At 64.3% G+C, this 13,335-nt stretch carries 11 protein-coding genes and 1 pseudogene; 2 read left to right on the forward strand and 10 right to left on the reverse strand.

Annotation, left to right across the window (positions count from 1 at the left end; translation table 11 throughout):
- Positions 1-12: 12 nt before the first annotated feature.
- The 4 genes from FAA86_RS00495 to FAA86_RS00510 form a co-directional block, all read right to left on the reverse strand.
- On the reverse strand, positions 13-1,020 hold the full coding sequence (locus tag FAA86_RS00495; protein ID WP_136537889.1) for a chlorophyllide a reductase iron protein subunit X: 1,008 nt from the start codon (positions 1,018-1,020) through the stop codon (positions 13-15).
- Positions 1,017-1,955, reverse strand: coding sequence for a chlorophyll synthesis pathway protein BchC (gene bchC, locus FAA86_RS00500; RefSeq protein ID WP_136537890.1), 939 nt, complete (start codon positions 1,953-1,955; stop codon positions 1,017-1,019). The genes FAA86_RS00495 and bchC overlap by 4 nt, the downstream gene beginning before the upstream one ends.
- 113 nt (positions 1,956-2,068) lie before the next feature.
- Positions 2,069-3,241 (reverse strand): methyltransferase, encoded by a 1,173-nt coding sequence (locus FAA86_RS00505; protein ID WP_246034965.1) that lies wholly within the window; start codon positions 3,239-3,241, stop codon positions 2,069-2,071.
- Positions 3,242-3,266: 25 nt separating this feature from the next.
- Entirely contained in the window at positions 3,267-4,133 is an 867-nt protein-coding gene (locus FAA86_RS00510; RefSeq protein ID WP_136537892.1) for a polyprenyl synthetase family protein, read from the reverse strand.
- Between the two features lie 108 nt (positions 4,134-4,241).
- Here FAA86_RS00510 and crtD point away from each other — a divergent pair, with 108 nt between their 5' ends.
- Both crtD and FAA86_RS00520 read left to right on the forward strand, forming a co-directional pair.
- Complete coding sequence (gene crtD / locus FAA86_RS00515; RefSeq protein ID WP_136537893.1) at positions 4,242-5,825, forward strand: 1-hydroxycarotenoid 3,4-desaturase CrtD; 1,584 nt, start codon at positions 4,242-4,244, stop codon at positions 5,823-5,825.
- Positions 5,826-5,941: 116 nt separating this feature from the next.
- On the forward strand, positions 5,942-6,673 hold the full coding sequence (locus tag FAA86_RS00520) for a carotenoid 1,2-hydratase (protein WP_210309857.1): 732 nt from the start codon (positions 5,942-5,944) through the stop codon (positions 6,671-6,673).
- Here the strand turns inward: FAA86_RS00520 and FAA86_RS24470 are convergent.
- The 6 genes and pseudogenes from FAA86_RS24470 to bchI form a co-directional block, all read right to left on the reverse strand.
- Positions 6,670-6,834: a hypothetical protein gene (locus tag FAA86_RS24470; protein ID WP_167494845.1), complete on the reverse strand. Its 165-nt coding sequence runs from the start codon at positions 6,832-6,834 to the stop codon at positions 6,670-6,672. The two genes, FAA86_RS00520 and FAA86_RS24470, sit on opposite strands and share 4 nt — an antisense overlap.
- Positions 6,827-8,018, reverse strand: a pseudogene (locus FAA86_RS00525) (phytoene/squalene synthase family protein). Before FAA86_RS00525 ends, FAA86_RS24470 begins: the two are co-directional and overlap by 8 nt.
- Positions 7,982-9,556, reverse strand: coding sequence for a phytoene desaturase (locus tag FAA86_RS00530; RefSeq protein ID WP_136537894.1), 1,575 nt, complete (start codon positions 9,554-9,556; stop codon positions 7,982-7,984). The pseudogene FAA86_RS00525 and the gene FAA86_RS00530 overlap by 37 nt, the downstream one beginning before the upstream one ends.
- The gene (gene bchO, locus FAA86_RS00535; protein WP_136537895.1) at positions 9,553-10,461 is read right to left on the reverse strand and encodes an alpha/beta fold hydrolase BchO; all 909 of its coding nucleotides are present in this window, start codon (positions 10,459-10,461) and stop codon (positions 9,553-9,555) included. Before bchO ends, FAA86_RS00530 begins: the two co-directional genes overlap by 4 nt.
- Positions 10,458-12,278: a VWA domain-containing protein gene (locus FAA86_RS00540; protein ID WP_167494846.1), complete on the reverse strand. Its 1,821-nt coding sequence runs from the start codon at positions 12,276-12,278 to the stop codon at positions 10,458-10,460. Before FAA86_RS00540 ends, bchO begins: the two co-directional genes overlap by 4 nt.
- A complete protein-coding gene (gene bchI, locus FAA86_RS00545; RefSeq protein ID WP_136537897.1) occupies positions 12,271-13,308 on the reverse strand; it encodes a magnesium chelatase ATPase subunit I in 1,038 nt (345 codons plus the stop codon). The genes FAA86_RS00540 and bchI overlap by 8 nt, the downstream gene beginning before the upstream one ends.
- Between the last annotated feature and the right edge of the window lie 27 nt (positions 13,309-13,335).

Genomic DNA, 13,335 nt, shown 5'->3' on the forward strand with positions numbered 1-13,335 from the left:
CTTCACCCGATCTCACACGTTGTCGTAGACGACTTCCAGCGATGGCCGTTTCAGCGCACCCGAGGCGCACATGTCTTCCGGCAAGGCTGGCTGGAGTTTGTAATCGGCACCTGTTTCGCTCGCGTCGAAGAGGCCAAGCAGGCCATCCTGGTCGAGCGGTCGGGGGAGGACCGGGGGCGCTTCGGCAAGATTGATCGAGAGCGCTTCGAAGAGCGGACCCCACTGGCTGTCAGGGGTGCCGATGATCTGGTAATTCGCACTCTTGCGGCGGATATCCTCGTGCTGCGGGATCGAGGCCAGAACGGGGATGCCGACGGCCTCGGCAAAGGCCTGGGCTTCGCCGGTGCCGTCGTCCTTGTTGATGACGAGGCCGGCCACGCCGACATTGCCGCCGAGATTGCGGAAGTATTTTACCGCCGAGCAGACATTGTTGGCGACATAGAGCGACTGCAAGTCGTTGGAACCGACGACAACGACCTTTTGACACATGTCGCGGGCGATCGGCAGGCCGAAGCCACCGCAGACCACGTCGCCGAGGAAGTCGAGGAGGACATAGTCGAAATCCCAGTCGTGGAAGCCGAGCTTCTCCAGGGTTTCGAAGCCGTGGATGATGCCGCGCCCGCCGCAACCGCGGCCGACTTCCGGTCCGCCGAGCTCCATGGCGAAGACGCCGTCACGCTTGAAGCAGACATCGGAAATTGACACTTCCTGGCCGGCTTCCTTGCGGCGCGAGGCCGTCTGGATGATGGTCGGGCAGGCGCGGCCGCCGAAGAGCAACGAGGTCGTATCGCTCTTCGGATCGCAGCCGATCAGAAGCACTTTCTTGCCGAGCTGGGCCAGCATGTAGGAGAGGTTGGCGAGCGTGAAGCTCTTGCCGATGCCGCCCTTGCCGTAGATCGCGATGATCTGCGTTTCCTTGGTGACCTTGCCGGTCGCCGGCGCATCGGGTTCGATGGCGGCTTCATCGCGGAGGTTTTCCTGCAGGCGCTCCAGTCCGTCTTGTGCGAGGTCGAGGCTCATGCGGCATTCCTCCAGTCGATGATCATCTTCAGGCAGTCTGGGTCGTTGAAGGCCGTCCGGTAGGCAGATGCTGCGTCGGCCGGGGCGGCAAAGTGCGTAATCAGACCGTGGAGCGAGAGGCGGCCCTGATCGACGAGGTTTAGGACCGCCTGGACGTCGGTCGGCGTGAACTCCGCGGCAATCGCGATCGAGGCTTCCTTCATGAAGGCGGCCGGGAAGGCAAAATGGACGCGCTCGCCGTAGAAACCCGCAAGCACGAGTTCGCCGCCGCGATTGAGCCTTCCGATAGCCTGGTCGATGACCCCGGCGTCGCCGCTGGCATCGATGATCACGTCGTGGCGCAGATCGCGGTCAGCCTCTGGCGCGGTAACCGTGTAACCTTGTGCACCGGCGCGGCGGACGTCCCGGGTTTCCCAGACTGTCGGTGGCGGATTGCCGGTGGCGAGAATGATGCGGGCGATCAGGCGCCCAAGGACGCCGTGGCCGATGACCAGCGATGCAGCCCGGGGCGAGCGACAAACGGCGTGATGCGCGGTTGCGGCCAGAGCGAGGAGGGCCGCCTCTTCTTCCCGTTCGAACCGGGTCTTGACCGTGCGGGCGCCGGGGACGACGAGCGTGGCAGCGCTCGCGCCGAAGAGGCCTGCGGCATCCGCATAACAATTTGCGCCGGGCACGAAGACCTGATCGCCGACCGAGCGGCCGGAGGTGGCACCGGCTTCGACGACGGTGCCGACGGTCTCGTAACCAGGTACCAGAGGATAACGCATGCCCGGGAAGGTGGGCATGGTGCCTTCATAGAGCATCTTCTCGGTTCCGCTAGAGACCCCGCTGAAATGCGAAGCGACAACCACGTCCGCGGTATCGGGCGCATTCAGCGCCAGACGCCTGACGGCGAGCGCTCCCGGTTTTTCAAAGACGATGGCTGCACTGCGCATTGTCGTGCCCTCCCCGGACACGGGATGCCTGCTGCTCCCTAATGTCATCTTAAGATTACGTTACAAAGTGTCAATCTATATTTACACAGATGGCTGTTGAGATCACTGCTCATTCATCGCGTCGCGACGATCATGCCGGCCAATAGCGGGTTGGTCGTGGTGATTATCCGCGCTTGCAGGAAACCGCTGCGGCTGAGCAGGCCTTCGATTTCGGAAGCTGTCCGGCAGCGTCCGGAGCCCATGGCGGCGAAGTAGGTGTCGAAGTAGATCGCCGCGAGGTTTGCCCCCTCGCTGTCGCCTGCCATGGCCTCTGCAACGACAAGATCCGTGCCCGGGCGCAGATGGCGGTGGAGATTGGACAAGAGTTTCAGAACTCGATCGTCGTCGTGATCGCAGAGGATGCGGATCAGGGTCACGCAATCGTTGTCGGCCGGGATTGGGTCGGCGGTGAAGTCCCCGGACCATAGGGTAGAGCTCTCGGACAAGCCGCGGTCACGAAGATGGCGCGCCGCGAGCTCGACCACGGCAGGCAGATCGAAGAGCGCGAGCCGCGGCTCTGGATACTGCTCTCCGAGCGCGCCGAGGAAAGCGCCTTCTCCTCCGCCGATATCGAGAACTGAGCGGTATCGGCCGAAATCATGCGAGGCAAGGATGCAGTCCGCGAGCATTGCCTGGCTCTCACGCATCAAGGCAGAGTAGGGGGCTGCCTCCTCGTTTGCGATCTCGGTTGGATTGCCGCCCCGGACATAGGCCCAATATCGGCGAAGCTCGGTCTCGCCCGTCTTGCCGCCGAAGAAGGCTTCGGCGTCGGCGAGGTCGCGATAGAGCATGTCGTGATGCCTGATCATCTCGCGCAGACCGCGATCCACGGCAAGCACGGTTCCAGTGTCGGAGAGCATCCAAGTGTCAGGGCCGGCGCGCACCAGAAGATCCAGTCGCAGCGCGAGAGAGAGCAGGCGCCGCATGGATTCCACCGGCATCCCGCATCTTGCGGCAAGGTCGGCCGTGGAGAGGGCGCGAGCATCAAGAGCCCCGAAGAGGCCGGCGCGAACACAGGCCGAGAGGATCTGGGTGTGGACGAAGCCGGTCGTCAGACGAAAAAGCTCGTTGGCCTTGCCGTTTGCGACCCGGCGGAGCAACGGCAGGCTTGCGACGAGGGCCCTGAAGCGGGATGAAGCGATCTGTCGGTTGCGCCAGAGCCGAAATCTGATCGCGATGTTACCGAAGAAACCGGGCGCCGGTTGCAGCGGCTCCGCGGCGGCGAGCAGGGGCGGTCTTGCGCCCAAGCCTCGGCCGCCGGTATCCATGGCCTCAGGCCGCGCTGGTTGCGAGCGTCTTCGGCATCAGCCGCGTCGCTTCGTTGCGGATCATGGCGCGAAAGCCTTCAGCACCTGGGCAGTCGGGAACGCTGTCGACCGCCTCAGCTACGAGACGTTTCAGCCGGGCGAGGGCCGCCTCCAGCCCAATGCTGGCGACGATGTTGGGTTTGCCGTTGCGGCTGTCCTGCCCGGCAGGCTTGCCGGCGTCGGATTGCCCGACGGCGTCATAGAGGTCGTCAGCCACCTGATACGCGGCTCCCAGTGCGTCGGCCAGAACCAGCCATTCGCGCGGGTTGCCACCCGAGGCGATGGCGCCGGTCGAGACGGCGCCACTGAAGAGCGATGCGGTCTTTGCCCGATGATAGGCGGCGATGTTGATTTCGGGCTCGCTCTCCCATGCCTGTCCGGCAACGAGGCCGTAGGGGCTTCCGACGGCCTTGGCGATCGTTGTGATCATGGGGGCGGTCAGGAGCGGGGTCTGCTGCGTTTCCCGCGCAATCGTCTCGAAGGCTGCGATGATCAGGCCGTCTCCGACCAGGAGGGCGATTTCTTCGCCGAACTGGGCGTGCACGCTGGGTGCACCGCGTCTCGTCATGGCATTGTCGAAGCAGGGCATGTCGTCATGCACGAGCGAGGCGCAATGCAGAAGTTCGATCGCGACCGCAGCGCTGTCTGCTGCAAGAGGTTCGCGGTCGCCGCAGGCTGCGGCGACCGCGAGACAGAGGCGAGGCCTTATGCGCGCACCACCGGGAAACACTGCATGCCGCAGGGCTTTGGCCAGGATGGGCGGACATCCATTGGCGGTCGCGTAACGCAGGGCACGCTGCATGCCGGCTTCTATGCGCTCGGGGAAATCCATAAGGCTCACCTCCAGAGAATGCGCAGTTGTAAATTCCAGACAACTGAATAATGTGTAAACTCAGATTGACACAAGTCGCGGTTAAGTCAACCGGCACAGGAGAGGAAGTTGGCCGTCACGAGCGATGATAGCGTTGCGGTGATCGGCGCCGGCATGGCAGGGCTTGCGGCCGCCGTGCGGCTCGCAGCTGCGGGTTATTGTGTGGTCGTTCTGGAGGCGCAGGCCGAGGCCGGCGGAAAAATGCGGCGTGTGGAGGTCGGCGGGCAAAGCTTCGATGCCGGTCCCACGGTTCTCACGATGAAATGGGTCTTCGACGCGCTGTTTGCTGCTGGGGGTCGTTCGATCGATCAGGAACTCGCGCTCACACCATCATCTGTGATCGCCAGACACTATTGGCGCGGCGGTGCAGCGCTCGATCTCCATGCAGATCAGCAGGAAACGCTGCGCGCGATCAGCGACTTTGCCGGTCAGCGAGAGGCTGAAGGTTACCGGCGCTTTGCAGCCGACAGTCGCCGAACCTACGAGGTCTTGAAGGACAGCTTCATCGATGCGTCCCGCCCTAATCCCGTCTCGCTCTCCCGCCGGATCGGACTTGCCCGTCCTGGCGCGCTTCTTTCGATCAAGCCGTTTGCCACGCTCTGGTCGGCGCTCGGCAGTTACTTTGCCGATGTCCGGCTGCGGCAGCTCTTTGCGCGATACGCGACCTATTGCGGCTCTTCTCCCTACCTCTCTCCCGCGACGCTGATGCTTGTCGCCCACGTGGAGCAGGAGGGTGTCTGGACCGTGGAAGGTGGCATACGGGCGCTTGCGCAGAGGCTCGAAGGTCTAGCAGTCGAGCTCGGCGTCGAATTTCGCTACGGCGATGCCGTCAACGAAATAACCATCGATCCCTACCGGCGGGGTGTCTGTGGGGTTGTGACGCGCAGCGGCCGCCGGCTCGATACGCGGCAGATCATCTACAATGGGGACGTTGCAGCGCTTCCGCGGCTGATCGGTGCTCCCCCGCCCGATTTGGCGCGTGTGCAGGCACAGCGATCGCTTTCGGCTCTGGTCTCGTGCAGCCTGTCGGAACCTGCTGGCGTCCCTATCGCCCACCACACGGTCTTCTTTTCCGAGGATTACGAGCGCGAGTTTGATGCCATCTTCAAGCGGCGCGAGGCGCCCGCCGACCCGACCGTCTATCTCTGCGCGCAGGATCGCGATAGCGCCGGTCGCTTGCCAGTAGGCCATGCGGGGGCCGAGCGCATCTATGCCTTGATGAACCTTCCGGCAGACGGCGATCGCCGTCGTTTCCATGAAAGCGAGGTCAGCGCATGTCTGAAGAGCATGGAACACCGGTTGGACCTGAACGGTCTCGAGCTTTCGCTCAACCCGACTTCTGCGGACATCACGACACCGGACCGGTTCGCGAGCCTTTATCCGGGGACGGGCGGCGCCCTTTACGGGATGGCGTCGCACGGGTGGATGGCGTCCTTCGCCCGGCCGGGATCGCAGGGGCCGGTGCCGGGACTTTATCTCGCGGGGGGCAGCGTACATCCGGGGCCGGGCCTGCCGATGGCAGCGCTCTCGGGCAAACTCGCAGCCGAACAGTTGATGGCGGACCGGCCTTCGACCAGACGGTCGCGGCCGGTGGCTATCACTGGTGGTACATCGACGGGACGAGCGACTGCGGGCGCTTCGCCTTCACGGTAATCGCCTTCGTCGGCTCTGTCTTCTCCCCCTATTATCACTGGGCGGGTCGAACAAACCCCGAAAACCACGTGGCTTTCAATGTCGCGCTTTATGGGCCCGATGGACATGCCTGGGCCATGACGGAGCGTTCGGCTCGACGTCTCCATCGAAACCCTTCGCAGTTGCGGATCGGCGAGAGTTCCCTGCGCTATGACGATGCGGGATTGGTCGTCACCTTCGACGAAGTCTTCCTGCCATGGCCAGGGCAGCGATGGGTGCCGAAGCGCATGCGCGGCGAGATCCACTTGACGCCAGACTTTGTGGGCGAACAGGCGTTCGAACTCGACAAAGACGGGGCTCATCTCTGGCAGCCCGTCGCTCCCTCCGGTCGCGTGAAGCTGACCTGCGATTCACTGCCGGGAGGCGGATGGTCGGGTGAGGGCTATCACGACATGAACTCAGGTAGCCGGCCGTTGGAAGAGGACTTCAGGGGCTGGGACTGGACGCGGGGCAAGACCGCGGACGGGCGGACCGTCGTGGTCTACGATTCCGTCCTCGCGAGCGGGGAGAACCCCCGCTTCGGTTTGCGCTACGATGGCCAAGGCGCGTTTTCGCTCTTCGAGCCGCCCGTCCGGCGGGCACTGAAGCGCGGGTTCTGGGGGGTGGGCGGCGGTATTGCCTGCGACGAGACTGCGTCGCCCTACCTGCGCAATATCTATGAAGACACGCCGTTTTATCGCCGCTCCCTCATCGAGACACGGATCTCCGGCGACCATGTTTCGATGATGCACGAGACACTGGATTGTCGACGGCTCGCAATGCCGCTGGTCAGGCTGATGTTGCCGTTTCGCATGCCGCGTCGAGCCTAGCTTGCGTCCGTGTTGCGTTGCTGCGGCCGTTCGGCCTCTCGGGCGCGGGCCTCTGCCTTGAGCTTTTCCTTCTTGAGGTCGCGCATCTGCCAGACGTAAAAGGCAATGGCGAGGCTGAAGACGAAGATCGCTTCGATGATCCCGAAATAGTGCTCAAGCAAGGCTCGCCACCCTTTCCCGCGCCGCCCGGCGCCGCTCACGTGCCACGACGCGGGCGTCTTCATGCAGCCGAATGAGGATCTCGGTCACGCGTCCGATCCTGGCATTCTGCGCGGTTTCGGAAGCTATTGCCTGCATGGGTTCGGCCTCTTTATCCGTGCCGCTCAGGCCGACCAGATCACGTGCAACGACTTCCGTCGATGCATGAAGGTCACGTGCGGATGTGGCTGTCCACCTTACGTCCTCGCCGCGCGCGCGGATCAGCAGGCCGATCTTCCTTGCCAGGCCGGTGCTCGCGCGTTTCGAGACGCTGTCATAGCCGTTGGCGGCGATTTCCTCGCCGATTGCTTCGTAAACCAGTGCTGCCGTGCGAATGGCGTGGCGGCATGATCTCGGCAGACATGGGATGCCGGCATGGCCGAGCCGGTAGTGGCGCGCGGCCTCCGCCAGCAGACGCTGGACAACTGCGCCCAGCGCATCCGAATGGCGCGGATTTCGCAGGAAGGCGGCGGGATCGATCCCGTATTCGACGAGCCATTCGAGCGGCAGGTAGAGCCTGCCGTTCCGGGCATCCTCGCCGACGTCGCGGGCGATGTTGGTCAGCTGCATGGCAATGCCGAGATCGGCCGCCCGTGCGAGGGCCGCCCTGTCGCGAACGCCCATCACGCAGGCCATCATCAACCCGACGCTCGAGGCCACGCAGGTCGCATACGCCTTCACATCCTCGATTGTCTCGTGGCGGCGGCCGTCGAGATCCATGGCGAAGCCGTCGAGCAGCGCGTCGACAACCGGCTTGGGGATCTGATGCTCGCACCACCCGCGCAAAGGCGCGATCGCAGGAATAGGGAGCCGGATCCCCGGCATAGATGAGGTCCAGCCGTTGCCTCAGTCGGAGCAGGGCCGGCATGCCGCTTTTCGGGTCGTCTATCAGGTCGTCCGAATGGCGGCAGAAGGCATAAAGGGCCCGGGCAGCCTGGCGCGTGGGCGACGGAAGAAGCAGCGACGCCAGATGAAACGACCGTGAGCCGCGCCGGATGGCGTCCGAGCAGGCTTTCTCATCCTCATGGGCACCGGAAAAGCCATAGTTGAGCGCAATGGGGCGTTCACTCAGCGGGCGCGCAAACATGGGGTACTGGGTCGTATCTGATGTCATTGAGGCCGCTCCCGCCATGCCTGTTCCTGCCATTGTCCCGACAGGATGGTTGCCGGATCTGGCACCAGATCGGCGACGATGCGTGCCGAGGAGACAACGCCCGGCAAGCCCGCCCCCGGATGGGTGCCTGCGCCGCAGAGATAAAGGTTCTCCAGCTCTTCGCTCTTGTTGTGCGGGCGGAACCAGGCGCTTTGGAAGAGTTTCGGCTCAAGAGCAAAGGCGGCCCCCTGCCAGGACAGCAGGCGGTCCCGGAAGTCGACCGGTGTTGCGATCCTCGACGTCACGATATGGCGCGAGAGGTCCGGCAGGATGGTGTCTTCAAGGCGCTTTTCGATCTTGCGGCGATAGCGTTCGGCCGCCGCTGACCAGTCTGTCCCGCTTTGCAGGTTGGGCACCGGGCTCAGTACGTAAAAAGCATCGCAGCCGGGTGGCGCGAGCGACGGATCGCTTGCCGTCGGGCGATGCAGATAGAGGCTGAAATCTTCGGCAAGCCGCTGGCTGCGGAAGATGTCGTCGAGCAGTCCCTTGTAACGCGGTCCGAATAGCATGGTGTGGTGCAGGACATCGTCGTAGCGTCTGTTGGTGCCGAAGTACCAGACGAAGAGGCTCATGGAGTAGTCGCCGCGGGCAAGCTTGGCGTCCGTCCAGCGGCGCCGCGGATGGGCTTTCAGCAGGTGGCCATAGGTGGTTGCGGGATCGGCGTTCGAAACCACGATATCAGCCGCAATCTTCTCGCCCGAGGCCAGCCGGACGCCCGTCGCCCTGCGACCCTCGGTCTCGATTTCGACGACCTGTTCGTTCAGCCTGATGCGACCGCCGTTCCGGGTAACCAGCGAGGCAATCCCGCGCACGAGTGCATTGGTGCCGCCGATGGCATGGTGCACGCCGTATTTGCCCTCGAGATGCGCGATCAGGCAGTAAAAGGAGGTGGCGGAAAAGGGATTGCCGCCGATCAGCAGCGGATGGAAGGAAAACAGGGTTCTGAGCTTGTCGTTCCTGAAATGCTTGGAGACAACGGAATAGACGGAGCGATAGCCACCGACCCGAACGAGGCGGGCCAGTGTCTTTGCCGTGAACAGAAGACTGTGAAAGGGCTTGTGGGCGAGTTGCTCGAAGGCAACCTCGTAGATGCGGCGGCTTTCATCGAGGAAGCTGCGGTAACCGGCGACATCACGCGGTTCTATCCGGGCGATCTGCTCTTCCATAGCAGCGCGGTCGCCGGAATAATCGAAGACCGTGCCGTCATCAAAGCGCACGCGGTAGAAGGGGGCATTGGGGCGGAGCTCCACATCATCGCTCATGCGGCCGCCGCAATCGCGCCAGAGATTCTCGAACAGCCACGGTGCCGTGATGATCGTTGGTCCGGCGTCGAAGACGAAGCCGTCCTGCCGGTGGGCATAGGCGCGACCACCGGGTTCATCGAGCGGATCAAGGACGGTGACACGATAGCCCTTTGCGCCGAGCAGGGCTCCCGTCGCAAGGCCACCAACGCCGGCACCGATGATGACCGCATGCGGCCTTGTGTCGGCGGGTTGGCGGTTTGGTCGGGAGAAGCGGCCCACGATGTTCATGCTGCGTCCGCCCCGTTCGAATTCTGATCTCCGAGAACCTCGCCGAGCCATTGGGCGATTTCGTCTGCCCGACATTCGTGCAGCAGATGACCACCCCGCTCGGTGAGGATCAGGCGGCTGCCTGACGCCTGCTGTGCCGCATGGCGGGAGTTTTCAATCGGGACCATAGGGTCGTCCCGCGCGGCGATCACGGTCATTGGAAAGGGAAGGCGGCGCAGCATCTGGTCGAAACGGCTGAGGTCCCAGGCTGCCATCATGCCGAGCGCGCCCCGAACATGGGCGGGAGACGCAAGCAGCATGCGGTAGATGGCCTTGCCGTCTTCATCGATGGAAGAGCCGGTCGCTGTGAGCAGGTTGCCGCCCAGCGGTGTCGCGCGCGCCATCAGCGAAAACATGGAAGCCGAAAAGGGATTGGCGAACAGCGCCTTGGCGAGAGGCGAGAAGAGGGCGTTGCCCCTGATGGGCAGGAAGGCGCCGTTGATCCCGATGACATGGCGGGGGACGGAGGAGGCCTGATCCGCGGCCAGCGCGACCGCGATCGCAGCGCCAGCCGAATGTCCGACGATGACGGCGGGGCAACGGTCGAGCTTCGCCACAAGCTCACTCAATGCGCGCACCATGCCGGTGAGAGACAGATCGGCAGGACCGCGTGGGCGGGTGAAGCCGTGACAAGGCAGATCCGGCGCCACAATTCGAAACCGCCCCGAGAGAAGGGGAAGGAGATGCCGCCAGGAATGGGAGGCGGCGCCCGTTCCGTGGAGCAGGAGAATAATGGGTGCGTTTTCCGGGCCCGCGATCTGCACATGCCAGTTGAAAGACGAGGTCTGAAGGAATTGGCTCACCTCGCGGTGGGGCCACTGGCGCCCATCCGTTTCCCAGTCCAGCCATTCGCGCCCCATGGTCATGCGCGCGCCTCCTGCATGGAACGGTCGACCAGTAGGGACACGCGTCCGGCATCGGCCTGTTTCAGGACATGCAAATCGGCGCCCAGCATGCGGGCAAGGTTGGTCACGCTTTCGCGGGGACGGCGGGCAATGTCGATGCAGATCGTCCGCGTCTGACGCGCCTTGCAGGTCGCGGCCAATCGCGTGAGTTCTTCTGCCGCAAGCGCTCGGTCGGGAGAGCCATCGAGAGCAATATTGCCGCTACCATCCGTCAGAAGCACGAGAACCGGGCTGCTGCCACGGCGCTCGACGGACAGGGCCAGTTCCATTCCGGCTTTCAAACCAGATGCCAGCGGGGTCGGGCCGCCGCCCGGAAGGCCGGCCAGCTTGCGTTTGGCGGCGGTCAGGGAGCGGGTGGGAGGCAGTAGCAGCTCGGCGCTTGTGCCTCGGAAGGCGATCAGGGCCACCTCGTCGCGACGGACATAGCAACGCGCCAGCAATTGTTCGATGGCACCCTTGGTTTCGCCCAGGCGCTCGAGCGCAGTGGAGCCGGAGGCATCGACGACAAAGATCGCGGTCGACGGGGCGGCGTGGCGGAGACGCACGTAGCGAAAATCATCGCGGGTGACATAGGCGCGCGGTGTCATAGCCGACGAGCCGGGGGACTGCTGAGGTGTGGACAGCGCGAGGCGCTGTGCAGCCCGGATCTTCTGGAAAGGTGCTGCCGCGCGAAGCGTTGCGACAATGTCTGGGCGCGCCTCCGGATGCGGGGGGCTGAGGCCAATGCCGAAGGGGCGTCCCCGGCGCGCGTTCTTGCGCAGGCCTCCGGATTTGCCGGCGGACCCCGAACTGCGTGTCGGGCGCAGACAAATGGAGAGCCAGGGATCCGCGGTGAGGGTGCCGGCCTCAACGGCGGCGAGCATTTCGGTCAGGCTGTCGAGTTGCGCCGGTGTGGTCGTGGCGGATTGAGGCTCATGGCCCGCCGGCTCGTCGGCGGATGCGGGTTCGGATGATTGATCGGTGCCGTTTTCGGGTGGCGGAGTTTTGACTTCCGTCGGCTCGTGGGTGGGGACGAGGCGGATGCCGAGGCAAAGGCGGAGGGCGCCCAGCACATCCTGGTCCGCGACGGCCTTGCGACCTTCCCGAAAGGCAAGCAGCCGCGCGGTGCGGGCGAGATGGCCGAGAATTCGCGTCGAGCGATGGCCCGTGTTTGAGGAAAGCGCCGCCAGAGCCTTCAAGAGCCGGTCGTCGAGCGCGACGCCGCGCCAGTCCAACCCGGGCTTTAGTGGAGCAGGCGCCTCCGCGGCCGAGCGCTCCACATGGTGCCAGCCGATGCCATCGAGATCGACCCGAAGGGCAAGGCGGTCACCGATCAAACCGGACAATGGCGCTTCGTCCTCCAGGGATTCATCGAGGGCGATAACGAGGATGCCGTCTTCGGTTGTCTCGTCCATAGATTTGGCGACGAGTGCCGCGATTGCGGGGTCGAGCCGTTCGGCCATGGGGATCAGCAGCACGCCGCCTTCGGCTCTCGCCAGCAGCCCCCGTTGGCGCACAAGGGAGCCGCGCCTGGCGGTCGCTTCGAGATCAATACCGCCTATCAGGTTCGCCATGGATGTTCCGGGCGGCAGGCGTTGCCATGATCTTCCGAGACGCTCTCGCAGCCGTTCGAGAAACAGGTCGCGTACGCCGCCCGCGCGCGCCTTCAACCAGAGGCCGCCGATCTCTGCGTGTCCCACGGATAAAAGCTCGATGGCCAGCAGAGCGTCGCTCCAGAGCTCGCTCGCCCGGGCCTCCAGCGCCTGTTCAAAGGCTTCATGGCTCCCGAGTTCAGCCATGAGCGTGGTTGTCGCTGATTGTCGCCAGAGCGCGCTCCACCCTCGGTGTCGAGCCCGCATCGTCGAGCGGATCGCGTCTCAAGCGGTGGCAGAGCACCATCGGCGCGATGTCGGCCACGTCGTCCCAGGTGACGGATTTGCGGCCGGCGAGCGCTGCGGCCGCGCGGCTCGCACGCATCAGGGTCAGTTCGCCACGCATGCCGTCGATGCCGAGCCGGAGACAGAGCTGCGACATGCGCATGACCACATGATCCGGGATCTCCACCTGGCGCAGGATCTTGCGGGCGGCAACCACGCGACGGCTGATCGCCGCATCGCGTTTGGCCCAGGCCTTGCCGAAAGCGATCGGGTCGGTCTCATAGGCATCCCGGCGGCGGATGACCTCGATGCGTTGCTCGAGATCGTCGATGGTGCGGACATCGACCGAGAGACCGAAGCGGTCGAGCAGTTGCGGACGCAGATCGCCTTCTTCCGGATTGCCGCTGCCGACGAGGACGAAGCGGGCGGAGTGGCGGATGCTCAGGCCTTCCCGTTCAACGACATTGACGCCGGAGGCTGCGGCATCGAGCAGAAGGTCAACCAGATGGTCCTCGAGCAGGTTGATTTCGTCGATGTAGAGGAAGCCGCGGTTTGCTGCGGCGAGCAGTCCGGGTTCAAAGTGTTTCTCCCCGGCGACAAGCGCCTTCTCGATATCGAGCGAACCGCAGACACGGTCTTCGGTTGCGCCGAGCGGCAGATCGATCATCGGGGCACGGTGCTTGACGATCGGTGGCGGCTTCTGGCCGGTTGCCTGACTGCAGACAGGGCAGGCGGATTGCGGCTCGGCCGGCAGGCAGTTGTAGCGGCAGCCGACGCGGGTCTCGATCGATGGAAGAAGTTCGGTCAGGGCGCGGACAGCGGTGGATTTTCCCGTGCCGCGGTCGCCGAAGATCAGGACGCCACCCAATAGAGGCTCGACGGCGGCCATCAGGAGGGCCTTCTTCATGTCCTCCTGCGCGACGATGGCGGCGAATGGGAATGGTTGGGCCATGGGTCCCGCCTCTGCTCTTGTGTCAAA

It is taken from the genome of Rhizobium rosettiformans W3 (genome assembly GCF_004912135.1).
In the GTDB taxonomy this organism is placed as follows: Bacteria; Pseudomonadota; Alphaproteobacteria; order Rhizobiales; family Rhizobiaceae; genus Allorhizobium; species Allorhizobium rosettiformans.